Consider the following 15,286-nt stretch of genomic DNA (forward strand, 5'->3'; position numbering starts at 1 on the left):
GGGGAACAGCGTCCGAGACGGGAGTCGGCAGCGGCCTCCGCGCGGGGTCGGCGGGTGCGGACGTACGGTACTGATATGTGCGCCATGCGGGAAGGCGGCGCGGCGCAGCCCTACGGGCCCCGCTCCCCTTCACCCACCGCCGGGTCACTGCGCCGGGCCGATCTGGACCGGCTGCTGGAGCTCGCCGTGCGCGACACCGGCGTGCACGCGGGAGCGGTCTTCCTGCTGGCGTCCGACGGCCAGACCCTGCGGCTGGAGGTGGCCGCAGGCATGCCGGCGGAGTATCTCGCGCCCTGGTTCGGGGTCCCGCTGTCGAGCCGCTTTCCCGTGACCGATGCGGTGCGCGAGCGGCGGCTCGTCTGGCTCGGCGACCCGGAGGACCTCGCCCGTCGCTATCCCCGCACGGCGATCGCCCTGCCCTACCACCATGCGGTGGTCGCGGCACCGCTCCTCACCGGAACCACGGTCTGGGGCGCACTGCTGCTGTTCTGGCCCGGCGCCGGCGCCACCAGTACCGACGGCCCGAGCCCTGAACGGGTCCGTGCCGCCAGTCGGCGCCTGGGACGGTTCCTGCGCGACGCCGCCGGCACCGGCCACGCCGTCGGCCCGGGACCCACACCCCGCACCCTGGCGCAGCCGCCCGCCGGCAAGCGGGGGCCGGCCGAGGCGCTCGCCGCGGCCGACCTCGTCGAGCGGCTGCCCTGGGGCAGCTGCTCCCTCGACCTCGACGGCAGGTTCACCTACGTCAGCGCCACCGCCGCCGTCCTGGTGGGCGCGAGCAGCCCCGACGATCTGATCGGCACGCGTCCCTGGCAGTCCTTGCCCTGGTGCACCGACCCGGCCTTCGAGGACCACTTCCGCGCCACCGTGGTCAGCCGGAAGCCCGGCTACTACACTGCCATGCACCCGCCGGACCAGTGGCTCGCGTTCGAGCTCTATCCCGACGGCTCGGGGGTGAGCGTCCGCATATCGCCGACCGGTCCGGGCGGGGACTCGCAGCCGGGGCCCACCAGGACGGAGACGTTCCGGGGCGAGCCGATCCGCTTGGGCGAGATCTACCGGGTGCTGCACCTGGCCGCCGCCCTGTCGGAAACCGTGAGCGTCTCAGACGTGGTCGATCTGGTCACCGAGGAGATGCTGCCGGCGTTCGGAGCCCGGACCGTCGCCCTGCTCGCGGCCGAGGACGGCAGAATGCGGGTCATCGGCCGCAGCGGCTACAACCCCTCGCTGCTCGAACACTTCGACGGCGTGCCGCTGACCCACCCGGCACCCGCGGTCCGGGTCCTCGCCACCGGCGTGCCCAGCTTCTTCGCCTCCTTCGACGAGCTGTCCCGGGCCTACCCGCCCGCCCCGCTTCAGAAGGGTCTGCATGCCTGGGCGTTTCTGCCGCTGATCGCCTCCGGGCGTCCGGTGGGCTCGTGCGTGTTCGCCTTCGACCGGCCCCACCCCTTTCCCGACCAGCAGCGGGTCGTCTTCATCGCGCTCGCGGGACTGATCGCACAGGCGCTGGAACGGGCCCGCCTGTACGACACCAGCAACGAACTCGCCAAGACCCTGCAGGCGGCCCTGCTCCCCGACTCGCTGCCCGACCTTCCTGGACTGGATGTGGCGGCCCGCTATCTGCCCAGCGGCCGCGGCATGGACATCGGCGGCGACTTCTACGACCTGGTCCGGGTCGACGACACCACCGCAGCCGCGGTCATCGGCGACGTCCAGGGCCACAACGTCACGGCCGCCGCGCTCATGGGCCGGGTGCGCCCCGCCATCCGCTCCCACGCCGCCTCGGGGGCCACGCCGTCACAGGCCCTCGCGCAGGCCAACCGCCTGCTGGTCGCCATGGACCCGGGCCGCTTCGTCAGCTGCCTGTACGCCCAGCTCGACCTCGCACGCCGCCGGGCCGTCCTCGCCACCGCCGGCCATCCCCCGCCCGTTCTGCGTCACCCGGACGGCCACGCCGAGGTCCTTGCGCTCCGACCCGGCGTGCTGCTCGGCATCGACCCCGACGCGGACTATCCCCCCACCGCGATCCCGCTGACACCCGGCACCGTCCTCGCCCTGTACACCGACGGCCTCGTCGAGACTCCCGGGGTCGACATGGACGACGCCATGTCCGGGCTCGCCGCCCAGCTCGGCCGGGCCTCGACCCAGCCCATGGACCGGCTCGCCACGACCCTGATCGACCATGCACGGCAGACCGCGCCCCGGACGGACGACATCGCCCTGCTGCTCATCGGGCTCGCCACCGCCGGGTAGCGCGCTCCCGGCCAGACCTCGCCGGCAGGCACTTGGGACGTACGGCATGCCTTGACAGCGAAGAGACGGAGGGAAACGATGGGAACTATGGAAACTAATCCAGTTTCTCGAGTTTCCACCAGTGGCGAGCGGCGTGCGGACGTGATCGTGGAGGCGGCCGGCCGGCTGTTCTTCGGGTCGGGTTTCGCGCGGGTGAGCATGGACGATCTCGCTCGTGAGCTCGGGATGAGCAAGAAGACGATCTACCGTCATTTCCCGGACAAGCGCAGCCTGCTGGCCGCGGTGCTGGACCGCCAGTTCGCCGCGGTGGAGCGCACGCTGGTGGCGGCGACCGAGGACGCGGAAGGGCAGCCGTTCGCTGTGCGGGTGCAGCGGTTCCTGATCGCGGCCGGCAGTGAGCTCGGGCGGATCGGCGCGCCTCAGCTCGCCACCGGGCGGGGCGACACGATGCTGCGCCAGTACGTGGAGCAGCGTGTGGACGCGGTGGTCTACCGGCGGCTCGACGAGCTGTTCCGGGAGGGACACCGGCAGGGCTTGCTGCCGGCGCCGCCCGAGCTGCTGAGTGAGATCACCCGCGGCGCGTTGGAGCGGCTGCTCATGTCGGAGTTGCCGCGCGATCTGGACTGGACCGCGGCCGATCTGCTGCGGGCGACCGTCGACACCGTGCTGTACGGGGCGATCCGCCCGACCGGCCAGGGCCTCGACGACGAACAACCCCGGGCGGTCATCCCGACGGCCCGCGACGACGAGCAGGAGGTGGGCCCATGACCGGGACAACCGGCAGGGTGGCATTGGTGACGGGGGCCAGCAGCGGAATCGGCGGGGCCACGGCGCGACTTCTGGCCGCGCGAGGAATGCGCGTGGTGGTCAACTACCTCCGCAACACCAAGGCGGCCGAGGAGGTCGTGGCCGACATCGAAGCCGCGGGCGGCCAGGCCATGGCCATGCAGGCCGACGTGCGCGAGGAGGCGGCCGTCGAGAGCATGGTCGGACAGGTCCTGGCAGCTTGGGGCGGCATCGACGTGCTCGTGCACAACGCGCTCATCCCGTATGCGGTCAAGCCGTTCCAGGACATGACGTGGGAAGAACTGGGCGGCAAGATCGACGCCGAGATGCACGCGGCGTTTGCGGTCACCAAAGCCGTACTGCCCACGATGACCGAACGAGGGTGGGGACGCCTCATCTACATCGGCACCGGACTCAGCCGCCTGCCTCGGGCGGGCATGATCGCGCTGGGCGTTTCCAAGGCCGCACTCGAGCAGTTCGCCCGGTATCTCGCCCAGGAACTCGGCCCGCAGGGCATCACGGTCAACGTCGTCTCGCCCGGCCCGGTGGAGTCCCGCACCGCCGATGCCGTGCTCGACGACGCGACGAGGCAGCGGCAGGTGGCCGCCACCCCCTTGGGCCGCCTGGCCTACCCGGCCGATGTCGCCCAGGCGGTCGCCTTCTACGCCGCCGAGGACAACTCCTTCATGACCGGTACCACGGCCGCGGTCAACGGCGGCATGGCCATGCACTGACGCCCCCCTGACCTCCGCACACGCGGCCGCCCCCTTAAACGATCAAAGAAAGACGTTCATGCACACGATCGACTTGGCCTACGTCGGACGAGGCCTGCACGAGGAGCTGGCCGCCTACATCGCCGACCAGCAGGACTACTACGCCGAGGAGGGTGTCCACGTCGCGCTGCGCGACGGCTGCACCTGGGACGTGGAACGGCTGCGCCGCTGCGCCACCATCGGGCTCGGCCGGGCACTGCTGTCACGACTGACCGACGGCACCCCGTGGGTCGCACTCAGTGTCAACACCCACCGCCCGCTGTTCTGGTTCCTCGCCCGCCCCGGCCTGACCTCCCTGGCAGACCTGGCCGGGCGACGGCTGGCGGTCCACGCCCCGCACACGCCGCCCGGCGCATTCGCCCGGATCGTGCTGCGCAAGGCCGGCCTTGACCCGGACCGTGACGTGAAGACCATCGTCCGCTCGCCCGGCGACTACGGCATGGATCTGCGCCGGCTCAACGACGGCAGCATCGACGCCGCCTACGTCGGCAGCACCATGGCACCGGAGGCGGTGGCCGCCGAGCACGGCTGGCAGGTGCTGGCCTGGGTCGGCGACCACTTCCAGATCCCCACCGTCGGCGTGGCCGTCGACCCCACCTACATCCCCCCGGACGACCCCGCGGTCCAGGCCGTCGTACGAGCCCACCGGCGCGCCCTTCAGGTGATCCACGACGACCCCGACACCACGGTGCGCCACATGCAGACGTTCCTCGGCGGACAGACCGCGGAAGAGGCCCGAGCCCACTACGACACGTTCATCGCGCCGTACTTCACCACGGACGGCCAGGCCGACCTCGCTGTCGGCGACAAGGCGATCACCGCGGTCGCCGCCGAACTCGGCGTCCCTGCCACCGTCACCGCGGCCGAGTTCTGCCGCACCGCGGCCACAGCCTAGGCATGAGGAGTCGAGTCGTAGGGTGCGAAGCCCTGGGCCCGCGGGCCGATGGTGTCACTCCGGTGACCGCGACCGCGGCGTGGTTCTTCTCAGGTATGGGTTTCCTCCCTCCGAGCCGCCGGTGGACGTGCCGATCCCCGGCACCTATGCCGCAGCGTGCCCGAGCGAAGGCAGTGACGGAGCGGGCAGAACCCAGGCGACGTCGAGGACACCCGGGCGAAAGCCTTCGGGGCTTGCCGGGACAGGTGGCGGCCGATTCCTTTGAGGGTCCGGTGGGCGTACTCGCCTGTGAGCTTCGTCCGGTAGACCGCGCCGTCGCCGGTGGGCGTGTTGCGGAGCGTCTTGTCCGGCGCATGCGGCGCACGGCGGCAGCGGTGTTCAGTGTCCGGCGCTCTGACCGCCGTCGACATGCAGGATCTCGCCGGTGACGAAAGGGGCCTGCTCGAGATAGACGATCGCTTCGACGACGTCTTCGATCTCGCCCATGCGCCCGAGCGGGTGCATGCCGGCCAGGGCTTCGTGGGTTTCGACCGAGTGCATAGGGGTGCGGATGACACCGAGCGCCACGGTGTTGACGCGGATGCCCTGGGAGGCGTACTCGACGGCCAGGGACTTGGTCACCGCGTTGAGGCCGCCCTTGGTGAGGGAGGCGAGTGCCGAGGGCACCCGGGAGTCGGCGTGGTCGACCAGGGAGGTGGACACGTTCACGACGTGGCCGCCATGGCCGGCGGTGAGCATGACGGCGACGGCGCTGCGCGAGATGTCGAAGAACCCGCGCAGGTTGACTCCGGTCACGGCGTCGTAGTCGGCGTCGGTGTAGTCGGTGAACGGCTTGCCGATGAAGATCCCGGCATTGTTGACCAGCGTGTCGACGCGGCCGAACCGGGCCAGTGCCTGATCCACGACCTGGGCGCCGGTGCCGGGCCGAGCGAGGTCGCCGGGCACGGTGAGCATCTCGGGATCCTCGGAGGGGCGGATGGAGCGAGCGGTGGCGACAACGCCGTAGCCGAGCTTGCGGTACGCGGCGACCGCGGCTGCTCCGATGCCCTGGGAAGCGCCGGTGACGATGGCGATCTTCTTCGCGGAAGCCATGCCTGATACTCGCTCTCGATGATCTTTCGCATTACGGACTGCGGCGGGTGGCGCATGATTTCCACCGTCGGGGCGCTGGGGCGGCCGATCATCGGGCAAAGTCACTGACCGCTCCCCGGGCCGGAGACTTCTCCGGGCGCAAGTCCGGCCGTCGAGCGGGACAGTGGTGCCAGCGGACTGCGAGACATCGAGCGCCACACGAGGAGAGACCTGTCCACGTCCATCCACTTAAGCACGGTCTGCATGAAGTTTCCCGAGGACAACGCGCGTCTTGATCTCACAGACCTCGACGTCGACCCGGCTCCCGGGGAACCGGGCAGCACGCTGCCGATCACCGAGAACCCGTTCACGACGGAATGAGCGCCACACCGCCGTTCCCGAGGACATCCGACCTCCGTCCCGACGTGGTCGACCGGATCACCATCGAGACCGGTGACGATGCCCATCGGTCGCAAGTGGCGGCGACGCTCTCTTCCAGGACACCTGGGTCGGCCGTGGCGGCGCCGCGCGGCGGGCCAGGCAGGAGAGGCCGATGCACGGATTCCACTGGCGGACCAGAACGCTTTCGCTGGCAAGAACATCCAGCGCTTGGCCCCGGACGTGCCAGACAGCATGCTCGGCCGCGATCCGGTGATCGGCGTGTGGGCGACGGTCAGTGTCCGACGCGAGAACGCACCCGCGCTGCTCCTGCTCCTGCTCCAAGATTTCCCACCCGCGTGGGGGATGTACGAGCCGCTGCCGGCGCGCCATGCCGACCGCTGACCTCTGATGGCACCCGAGTACCCCGACTTCGGGCACAGCAGCGCTCCCGCACCGGCCGACTTCGGGCACGCCTTCGAGCACACGTCAAGCGCAGTCTGGCCAACCTCGCCTCGGTAGCCCTCGACCGCCTCGGGACCCTGGTCCGCATCCGACTCAAACGCCTGCAGTACCGACCCGCCGTCCTAGACGGCTTCCTCGCCGGAACCGGACTCGACCTCGACCTCGACCTCGACCCACCACCGTCACCCTGAAACGCTGATCTCAGGTAACCCCGTGTCCAACATCCGGGGTCAGGCCCCTCCGGACCGCTCGGGTTGTCAGGCGGGCTCATGCCGGTGTGCCTCCAGGGTTTTCGCCAGGAGGGCGTGGAGCTGCCGACGCTCGCCTGCGTCCAGTCCTGCCAGCAGTTCGGCCCGGGCCTGGTCGGCGTGGGACTGGATCTCGTCAAGGTAGTGCAGGCCCGCCCGGTTCACAGTGACGACATCGCGGCGTCGATCCTCCGGGTCGGCGCGACGGTCGACATGGCCCCCGGATGTGAAAGTTTTCCGGCGGACAGGTGTGCGCGGCCGTCGGCGCAAGGTGTGTCACCTAGGGGGACGGCGTGGCGGAGTCACGACGAGTACGACGAGCAGCCGCCGCGCGGCGCGGAGGTGTCCTGGGCTCCGTCTCCGCCGGCTGGTCCGCGCTGGCCGCCGGCTGCTGGCTGTTCGGCCGGAACGGTACCGCGTCGGCCGGCCCGGACGACATCACCGTCCCGTCGGTCTCCGCCGGTCGTGTGTGCCGGTCCGCACTCCCGCGTGGCCTGGAACTCTCCTGCGGTGCCCACGGCTTCGGTGACCTGCGGTACCGCTGTCCCGCGGCCCACTCCGACGGCGCCCGGTGCGCCCGGACCGCGCAGGTCACGGTGCGCAACTCGGGCCGCCCCCGGGTGTACGTCAGCTGGACAGCCGGGCCCCGGCAGGGGTGCGGGAGGAAGGACCGGGGCGGCCCCTGGAACCGGGCGGTGAGGCGGCCCTCCGTCTCGGCGGCGGACGACTGCTGTTCGACATCACACTGCGCGCCACGGAACGCGGACCGAACCGGCTCGAGGTGATCCGGGTCGGCTGACCTCGGACCGCCCCGCCCCGCCCCGGCACGCCCGTACCGGCGTCGGGCAGCAGTCCGGCCCAGGTGCCGGGACGGGCCGGAGGCGAGGAAGCAGTCATCCGACGGATGCGTGCGCAATGTCGGCTTCCCGATACTGACGGCGGCTCGTCCACCCGGCAGGCCCCGGTGCCGTCGGCCCCGCCCCGCGCGGTCCGCCCCGCGCACCGGACGCGCTCACGACCGACGAAAGGCAACCCGTATGCGCACCTTCGCCGAACACGTCATCGCCTCCCTCAAGGCCTCCGGCGTGCGCCGCCTGTACGGCCTGCCCGGCGATTCGCTCAACGGCCTGACGGACGCCATACGCCGGGAGGAGGACGTCGACTGGGTGCACGTGCGGCACGAGGAGAGCGCCGCCCTCGCCGCGGCCGCCGAGGCCGGGCTGACCGGAGAGCTCAACGTCTGCGTCGGCAGCTGCGGTCCGGGCAACCTGCACCTGATCAACGGCCTCTTCGACGCCCAGCGCAGCCGGGTTCCGGTGCTCGCCGTCGCCGCGCAGATCCCGGGCGCCGAGATCGGCTCCGGCTACTTCCAGGAGACCCGCCCGCAGGAGCTGTTCGCCGACTGCAGCGTCTACGCGGAGACCGTCACCAGCCCCGAACACGGGCCGCGCATCCTGGAGACGGCGATGCGGGCCGCCGTGGAGCGCAGGGGAGTGGCGGTGGTCGTCGTACCCGGCGAGATCTTCCTCGGCAGGGTCGGCCGCGACCTGGCCCCCACGGTCGTCCGCCCGGCCCGCAGCGTCGTCCGCCCGGACGACGAGGCCCTGCGCGAGGCCGCCGCCCTGCTGAACGACGGCGAGCGGGTGACGATCCTGGCGGGTGCCGGCGCCGCCGGTGCCCACGACGATCTGGTCCGGCTCGCCGAGACCCTCAAGGCCCCAGTGGTGCACGCGCTGCGCGGCAAGGAGTACGTCGAGTACGACAACCCGTACGACGTCGGCATGACCGGCCTGCTCGGCTTCGCCTCCGGCTACAAGGCGATCGAGGAGGCCGACACCCTGCTGATGCTGGGCACCGACTTCCCCTACCGGCAGTTCTACCCGCAGGGCGCGAAGGTCGTGCAGCTCGACATCCGCGGCGAGCAGATCGGCCGCCGCACCCACGTCGACCTGCCCCTGGTGGGCAGTGTCCGCGACACCCTGCCCGCGCTGCTGCCGCTGCTGACCGTCAAGACCGGCCGGAAGCACCTCGACGACGCCCTCGCCCACTACGCCCGCACCCGCAGGTCGCTCGACGCGCTCGCAGTCAACGACCACGAACGCACCCCGATCCACCCGCAGTTCGTGGCGAGCACCATCGACCGGCTCGCCGACGAGGACGCGGTGTTCACCGTCGACGTCGGCTCCCCGGTGGTGTGGGCGGCCCGCTACCTGACCTTCAACGGGCGGCGCCGGCTGCTCGGTTCGTTCAACCACGGCACCATGGCCAACGCCCTGCCGCACGCCGTGGGCGCGCAGGCGGCGTACCCGGGCCGGCAGGTGGTCTCGCTGTCCGGCGACGGCGGTCTCACCATGCTCCTGGGCGAGCTGTTCACGCTCCGGCAGAACCGGCTGCCCGCCAAGATCGTCGTCTTCAACAACGGCTCGCTGAACTTCGTGGAGCTGGAGATGAAGGCGGCGGGGATCGTCAACTACGCCACCGAACTGGACAACCCGCAGCTCGCCGAGGTCGCCGCCGCCGTCGGGCTGTGGGCCCGCCGGGTCGAGCGGCCCGGCGATCTGGAGGACGCGCTCAAGGGCGCCTTCGCCCACGAGGGACCCGCACTGGTCGAGGTCATGACGGCCCGCCAGGAACTGTCCGTACCGCCGGCGGTCACGGTGGAACAGGCCAAGGGGTTCACCCTCTACGCGATCCGCACCGTCCTGTCCGGCCGGGGCGAGGAACTCCTCGACCTGGTCACCACCAACGTCGCCCGCCGGCTCCTGCGCTGACCGGCACGGACCGACGGACCCGTGCGAAAGACGTATCAACCCTGAGGTGTGCGTCAGCGCACACCTCAGGTGTTTGCCGAAGGCGACTGACCGACGCCATAGTCGCCTTGGGCAATGACAATGGAGGTACATGTGGCCGAGAAGGCCGAGTACGGGGAACTGGTGCGCCAGCTGGGCGCCGTCGGCTCCGAGCGGCGGGAGCTGGGCCGGATCCTCCCGGACGGCTGCTCCAACGGAGCTGGCACCGCCCTGGCGCTGCTCGGCCGCGACGGCGACATGCGGATCGGAAGGCTCGCCGAACTGCTCGCCGTCGACCCGTCGGTCACCAGCCGCCTCGTGGCCCACCTGGCGGCCCGGGGCCGGCTCGACCGCAGCCCCGATCCTGCCGACCGGCGCTGGCGCTTCCTGCGCCTGACCGCCGATAGCCGGGTCCGGCTCGCCGAGCTCTCCGACCGCACCGCCGAGGAGCTGGCTCGGCGGCTGAGCGACTGGAGCGACGACGACGTCCGTCGGCTGACCCTGCTGCTGGCCCGGCTCAGGGCCGGCTTCGACGACCCGCGGCCAGCGCAGAACACCTGCGCCGCGCCGCCGCGGGCCGCCCCCTCCCCCCCCGTACACCCGCTGTCACACGCACGTAAGGAACCCGGAACCATGACAACCACTCCCAGCGCAGGTGTGCGGACGCACGCCACCGAGGAGGAGGGGAGCCCCGGAGCCGATGGCCCACGCGCAGATCATGCGCGCCCTGTCGGGTCTGCTGCTCGGCCTGTTCTGCGCCATCCTGTCCTCGACCGTCGTCACCAACGCGCTGCCCCGGATCATCGGCGACCTCGGCGGCGGCCAGAGCGCGTACACCAGGGTCGTCACCGCCTCACTGCTCGCGGTGACCGCCTCGAACCCGCTGTGGGGCAAGTCATCACGACACCGGCTGGCTCGGCTGGCGCTGGTGCCTGTTCGTCGGCATCCCCTTCGCCGTCGTCGCCCTGGTCGTGCTCCAGCGCACCCTGAACCTGCCGGTGACCAGGCGCCGGGTCAGGGTCGGCTGGGCCGGTGCCTTCTTCGTCACCGCCGCCGTCCGCACCCTGCTGATCCGGGTCACCTTCGCGGACGACAGGTACGACTGGCTGTCCTGGCAGACGTACACGCTGGTCGGTGCGTCGCTCGTGCTGACGCTGGTCTTCCTGTACGTCGAGACGAAGGCCGGCGAGAGGTCATCCCGCTGCGCGCCTCCAGCGGTCTGGCCCAGGCGGCGGAGGAACTCCGGAACGCCGAGGCCGCCGCGGGCGTTCCGGTGGCCGCCGAGGCCGTCGACGTGGACGCCCGGGACCTCGCCGCCGAGCGGGCGGCGGTCCGCGGCGGGGTCGGGCGTCGCCGGGAGCGGCGCCGTACTGCAGGGCACGGTCACGCTGACCACCGGGGAGGGCCACGAGCTCGGCCGGTCCGCAGTCGGGCCCGACGGCACGTACTCGCTGCACGCGCCGGGGGACGGACGGTACGTCCTCACCACGGCCGCCGACGGCTACCGGCCGCAGGAGTCCGCCATCGTGGTGGCCGGGCACCCGGTCGTCCACGACGTCCGGCTGACGGAACCGGCGGGCTGACCCGCTGTCCTGCGCGGGTGTGAACCTCGCTGTCCCCGGCGCTCGTCGAAGGGGCGGAGCCGACTCCGGTGCCACCGGGCGGCGTTGCGTCCGAAGCACGTCGAAACAGGGGGAACCGGAGCCCGCCCGGACGGCATCCACGCCTGAAAACGGTGGTGGCGGCTGCCGGACGACAGCCTCCCGGCGGCGACCGGGCAGGGACGACCACCGGGCACGGCGCCTTTCCTAGACTGGGTCCCATGACGTCCCGCACCTACCGTTCCACCGTGCGTGAACGCGCAGCCGCCGCGACGCGGACGGCCATTCTGGACACGGCCGGGGCGCTGTTCGCCGAGCACGGGTACGCCCGGGTCACCATCAGGCGCATCGCCGAGGAGGCCGAGGTCGCCCAGGGCACCGTCTACGCGGCCTTCGGCAGCAAGGCGGCCCTGGTCGCCGCGTTGACCGAGCGCGCCGCCGGTGACGCGGGCATCGGCGAGGTCTTGGCGGCCGTCGAGAGCGCCACCACCGGCGACGAGGTGGTACGGCTGGTGGTGCACAGCATCCACGACCTGGTCCGCCACCACCGGCACACCATGACCGCGCTCTTCGACGCGGCGACCGTGGACGAGGGCGTCGCCGTCCTGCTGGACCGGATCCGCCGGCTGGAACGGGAGCGCTTCGCGCTGGTGACCGGCCGGCTGGAGCGGCTCGGCGCGCTCCGCCCGGGGGTCACGGCGGGCGACGCGGTCCGGGTCCTGGAGTACTTCGTGACACCGCCGTCCTGGTTCCGGCTGCTGGAGATCGGCTGGGACTGGGACGGCGCACGTGTCTTCCTCACGGACGCCGTGTGTTCCGCCCTGTTGCTCAAGTGTGACTGAATTCGTTGAAGTGTGACTACATCAGAGTCCTAGACTGCCGGTATGCGTATCCTCTTCTCCAGCACCCCGGCGCACGGCCACCTCATGCCGCTGCTCCCGCTCGCCCGCGCCTTCCGCGACCGCGGGGACGACGTGGCCGTACTCACCTCGGCCGCATTCGGGCCGATGCTCGAGGCGGAGCACCTGCCGCTGCTGGCTGTCGGCCCCGAGATGCCCGAGCTGCTCGCGGAGGGCGCGCGCCGGGCCGGTGTGGACGATCCGACCGTGCCCAGCCCCGCCGTCGCCGCCGAGGTGTTCGCCGGTGCGCGGATCGAGCTGGGGGCGGACGCGGCGATCGCCGCGGCACGCGAGTTCCGGCCCGATGTGATCGTCGCCGAGGCCACCGACTACGTGGGACCGTTCGTCGCCGCCGCGCTGCAAGTCCCGTACGCCAAGCATGCGTTCGGGCCCCTGATCCCCGCCGAGTTCACCGACGTCTTCGACGCGGTCGCCGAGCCCGCGTACAAGGAACGCGGTCTGGCCGTGCCGACGCCCGCCTGGTACGTGGACCCCTGCCCCGAAGTCCTCCAGGGGCCTGGCTGGCAGCCGCCGCAGGGCCGCCTGCCGCTGCGGACCGAGGCCTATCGCGGCCCCGCCGCGACGGACGGCCCGGTCACGCCTGCCGCTCTCGCCGTCCGGAGCCGGCCGAAGGTGCTGCTCTCCTTCGGTACCCACTTCGGGGCACCCGCGCTGCTGCGCCCGATCGTCGACGCCCTCGCGCCGCTGGCCGACCTCGTGGTCACCCTCGGTCTGACCGCGACCGCCGCCGACTACGGCGACGGGCTCGACCACGTCGAGTTCGTCGGGTTCACCCCGCTCGCCGAACTGCTCGACGGCGTCGACCTCGTCGTCACCCACGGCGGTGCGGGCACGACGCTGGGCACCCTCTCGCGCGGCCTGCCCATGGTGGTCGTCCCGCAGGGCGCCGACCAGTTCCTCCAGGCCGGAGCCGTCGCGGCGGCGCGTCTCGGGTCCGCCGTACTGCCGCCCGCCGGACCGGAGGCCGTGGCACAGGCCGTGACCGAGGTGCTCAGCGGCGCCGAGTACCGGGACAACGCCCGCCGCGCCGCCGAGCAGATCGCCGCGATGCCCGCCGCGAGCGAGGTCGCGGACCGGCTGGCCGCCGCCCTGGCCTGAGCCCGGCGTCCGTCGTCGGCCGGGGGCCCCGCCGGGCACGCACATGTGTCGGTGCCCGGCGGCCGGGGCCCCGGCCCCCGCCCGGCCCCAGGTGTGACCCCGCGCCTCCGACCAGGTGTCTACGGCGTGGCAAGCTGGGTGTCGGCCGACGCGCAGCTCCGGGTACCGGAGGCGGCGCGCGACCCCCGGCCCGTCCCGCCTGGAGGCGATCATGTCCACATCCCCCCGTACGCCCGGAGACCGGACGCCGAGCCACCGTGCCGTCGAGAACCTGATCGCCCGGTACGCCGAGCTGGTGGACGACGGGGACTTCGGCGGACTCGGCGAACTCCTCGCCGACGCCGTCTTCACGGGCAGCGGCGAGCCGGTGAGCGGACGCGACGCGATCGAGAAGATGTTCCACGACACACTGATCGTCTACGCCGACGGCACCCCGCGGACCCAGCACGTCACCACCAACGTCGCCGTCGAGGTCGACGAGGAGGCGGGCACGGCGGCGGCACGCTCGTACGTCACCGTGCTTCAGGCCCTCCCCGGACTGCCCCTTGAGACCATCGCCGGCGGCCGGTACCACGACCGCTTCGAGCGCCGGGACGGTCACTGGCGTTTCGTGGAGCGGCGGGTCCGCATCAACCTGGTCGGCGACGTGAGCAGGCACCTTCGTCAGGCGGCCGGGCGGGATTAGGACAACGGCAGGGCGAGCGGACGCCCCGCGCCCGTGCCGCTGCCGGGCAGGGAGCCGCGCGAGGCGGTGGTCCCCGCCGAGCTGGCCGTCGTACTCCACGACGAGCGGCAGAGCCTGGCCGCGATGCTGCACGCCGCTCCTTCGGCCCGCCACGGTCTGGCGCCGTCCATGGAGGAACGGCTCGCCCACCACGTCGAGCAGGCGGGCAACGCCGTCCGGTACGTGGTCGCGGCCGCGTACGAGGTCCTCGCGTCGGACCGCGACGCCGGCGGACACCCCCTGGTGCCGTTGGTCGAGACGAGTTCACCGATACTTCAACAGGTGCGGTTCGCAAGGGAGCTTCTGCCGCGCGACGACAGGACCTCCTTCGGAAAGGGCTCAAACGGTGACAACCGTCGCATATCAGGGTGAACCAGGCTCGAACTCGGCGACGGCCGCCAAAGAGCTCTACCCCGATGGCCGCGAACTGCCCTGCACGGGCTTCGAGCAGGCCCTGGACGCCGTTACCCTCGGCAGCGCCGACGTGGCCGTGATCCCGGTGGACAACTCCGCGGCCGGCCGCGTCGCCGACGTCCACCACCTGCTGCCCGAGTCGGGGCTGGTCATCGTCGCGGAGTACTTCCTCGCCATCCGTTTCGACCTGATGGGGACGCCCGGCGCGACCCTGGACCAGGTGGAGTGCGTGCGCAGCCACGTGCACGCCCTCGGGCAGTGCCGCAAGGTGCTGCGGGAGGGCGGGTGGCGCACCCTCGTCAGCGACGACACCGCCGGGGCGGCGCGCGAGGTGGCCGAACTGGGCGACCCGCGGCACGCGGCGCTCGCGCCGCCCGCCGCGGCCGCGCTCCACGGTCTGGAGGTGCTGCGGCCCGAGGTCGAGGACGACCCGGACAACACCACCCGGTTCGTCGTCCTGTCCCGGGACGCCGCACCGGCCCCGGAGCGGGGCGAGCCGACCATGACGAGCCTGTTCTTCAGCGTGCGCAACATCCCGAGCGCGCTGTACAAGGCGCTCGGCGGGTTCGCCACCAGCGGGGTGAACCTCACGAAGATCGAGAGCTACCAGATGGGCGCGGGGCTCAACGCCAGCCGCTTCTATGTCGAGATCGAGGGCCACCCCGACGACCCGGGTGTCGCACTCGCCCTGCACGAGCTGCGCTTCTTCTCCTCCGAGGTACGCATCCTGGGTGTGTACGCGGCACACCCGCACCGCCTGAAGGGCTGACCGCGCCCCGGCCCGGTCGGTTCCGGGATCGGCCGCGCCCGCCGGGGTGGTCCGCGGTCCCGCCGCCTCCGTCGGTGTCGGGGCGGGACCGCCGCCGCTCCG

The 15,286-nt window shown here is 72.1% G+C and carries 13 protein-coding genes and 3 pseudogenes; 14 read left to right on the plus strand and 2 right to left on the minus strand.

Translation table 11 applies throughout. From position 1 onward, the window contains the following. Positions 1 to 75 precede the first annotated feature (75 nt). The 4 genes from ACZ4UV_RS49895 to ACZ4UV_RS49910 all read left to right on the plus strand — a co-directional run bounded on the left by ACZ4UV_RS49895 (position 76) and on the right by ACZ4UV_RS49910 (position 4,707). Positions 76 to 2,253: a SpoIIE family protein phosphatase gene (locus tag ACZ4UV_RS49895; protein WP_451020154.1), complete on the plus strand. Its 2,178-nt coding sequence runs from the start codon at positions 76 to 78 to the stop codon at positions 2,251 to 2,253. Positions 2,254 to 2,400: 147 nt separating this feature from the next. Beyond that, the gene (locus ACZ4UV_RS49900) at positions 2,401 to 3,021 is read left to right on the plus strand and encodes a TetR/AcrR family transcriptional regulator (protein WP_451020155.1); all 621 of its coding nucleotides are present in this window, start codon (positions 2,401 to 2,403) and stop codon (positions 3,019 to 3,021) included. Then, entirely contained in the window at positions 3,018 to 3,773 is a 756-nt protein-coding gene (locus tag ACZ4UV_RS49905) for an SDR family NAD(P)-dependent oxidoreductase (protein ID WP_467849091.1), read from the plus strand. Before ACZ4UV_RS49900 ends, ACZ4UV_RS49905 begins: the two co-directional genes overlap by 4 nt. 58 nt (positions 3,774 to 3,831) lie before the next feature. Then, on the plus strand, positions 3,832 to 4,707 hold the full coding sequence (locus ACZ4UV_RS49910) for an ABC transporter substrate-binding protein (RefSeq protein WP_467849094.1): 876 nt from the start codon (positions 3,832 to 3,834) through the stop codon (positions 4,705 to 4,707). A 378-nt stretch (positions 4,708 to 5,085) separates the two neighbouring features. On the opposite strand, the gene ACZ4UV_RS49915 is transcribed toward ACZ4UV_RS49910, so the two are convergent. Then, positions 5,086 to 5,799: an SDR family NAD(P)-dependent oxidoreductase gene (locus ACZ4UV_RS49915; RefSeq protein WP_451020158.1), complete on the minus strand. Its 714-nt coding sequence runs from the start codon at positions 5,797 to 5,799 to the stop codon at positions 5,086 to 5,088. 432 nt (positions 5,800 to 6,231) lie between these two features. Here ACZ4UV_RS49915 and ACZ4UV_RS49920 point away from each other — a divergent pair, with 432 nt between their 5' ends. Further along, on the plus strand, positions 6,232 to 6,561 hold the full coding sequence (locus ACZ4UV_RS49920; RefSeq protein WP_467849201.1) for a hypothetical protein: 330 nt from the start codon (positions 6,232 to 6,234) through the stop codon (positions 6,559 to 6,561). Between the two features lie 77 nt (positions 6,562 to 6,638). Further along, positions 6,639 to 6,812: pseudogene (locus ACZ4UV_RS49925) on the plus strand (IS630 family transposase); the annotation flags it as partial. A 66-nt stretch (positions 6,813 to 6,878) separates the two neighbouring features. On the opposite strand, the gene ACZ4UV_RS49930 reads toward ACZ4UV_RS49925, so the two are convergent. Next, positions 6,879 to 7,034 carry a hypothetical protein gene (locus ACZ4UV_RS49930; protein ID WP_451020159.1) on the minus strand — a complete coding sequence of 52 codons (156 nt, stop codon included), beginning with the start codon at positions 7,032 to 7,034 and terminating at the stop codon, positions 6,879 to 6,881. Positions 7,035 to 7,906: 872 nt separating this feature from the next. Here ACZ4UV_RS49930 and poxB point away from each other — a divergent pair. The 8 genes and pseudogenes from poxB to ACZ4UV_RS49970 all read left to right on the plus strand — a co-directional run bounded on the left by poxB (position 7,907) and on the right by ACZ4UV_RS49970 (position 15,184). Continuing rightward, the gene (gene poxB / locus ACZ4UV_RS49935) at positions 7,907 to 9,640 is read left to right on the plus strand and encodes a ubiquinone-dependent pyruvate dehydrogenase (protein WP_467849102.1); all 1,734 of its coding nucleotides are present in this window, start codon (positions 7,907 to 7,909) and stop codon (positions 9,638 to 9,640) included. Positions 9,641 to 9,916: 276 nt separating this feature from the next. Beyond that, a pseudogene (locus ACZ4UV_RS49940) lies at positions 9,917 to 9,976 on the plus strand (MarR family transcriptional regulator); the annotation flags it as partial. Positions 9,977 to 10,358: 382 nt separating this feature from the next. After that, positions 10,359 to 10,848 (plus strand): annotated as a pseudogene (locus ACZ4UV_RS49945) (MFS transporter); the annotation flags it as partial. A 632-nt stretch (positions 10,849 to 11,480) separates the two neighbouring features. Beyond that, entirely contained in the window at positions 11,481 to 12,101 is a 621-nt protein-coding gene (locus ACZ4UV_RS49950; protein ID WP_451022213.1) for a TetR/AcrR family transcriptional regulator, read from the plus strand. Between the two features lie 42 nt (positions 12,102 to 12,143). Then, positions 12,144 to 13,277 carry a glycosyltransferase gene (locus ACZ4UV_RS49955; protein WP_451022212.1) on the plus strand — a complete coding sequence of 378 codons (1,134 nt, stop codon included), beginning with the start codon at positions 12,144 to 12,146 and terminating at the stop codon, positions 13,275 to 13,277. Between the two features lie 211 nt (positions 13,278 to 13,488). Further along, complete coding sequence (locus ACZ4UV_RS49960) at positions 13,489 to 13,962, plus strand: nuclear transport factor 2 family protein (RefSeq protein WP_451022211.1); 474 nt, start codon at positions 13,489 to 13,491, stop codon at positions 13,960 to 13,962. A 33-nt stretch (positions 13,963 to 13,995) separates the two neighbouring features. Beyond that, positions 13,996 to 14,373, plus strand: a complete 378-nt coding sequence (locus tag ACZ4UV_RS49965; RefSeq protein WP_467849110.1) for a hypothetical protein — start codon at positions 13,996 to 13,998, stop codon at positions 14,371 to 14,373. After that, on the plus strand, positions 14,348 to 15,184 hold the full coding sequence (locus ACZ4UV_RS49970) for a prephenate dehydratase (RefSeq protein ID WP_451022209.1): 837 nt from the start codon (positions 14,348 to 14,350) through the stop codon (positions 15,182 to 15,184). The genes ACZ4UV_RS49965 and ACZ4UV_RS49970 overlap by 26 nt, the downstream gene beginning before the upstream one ends. Positions 15,185 to 15,286: the final 102 nt, after the last annotated feature.

Source organism: Streptomyces sp. NPDC028289, assembly GCF_055565975.1.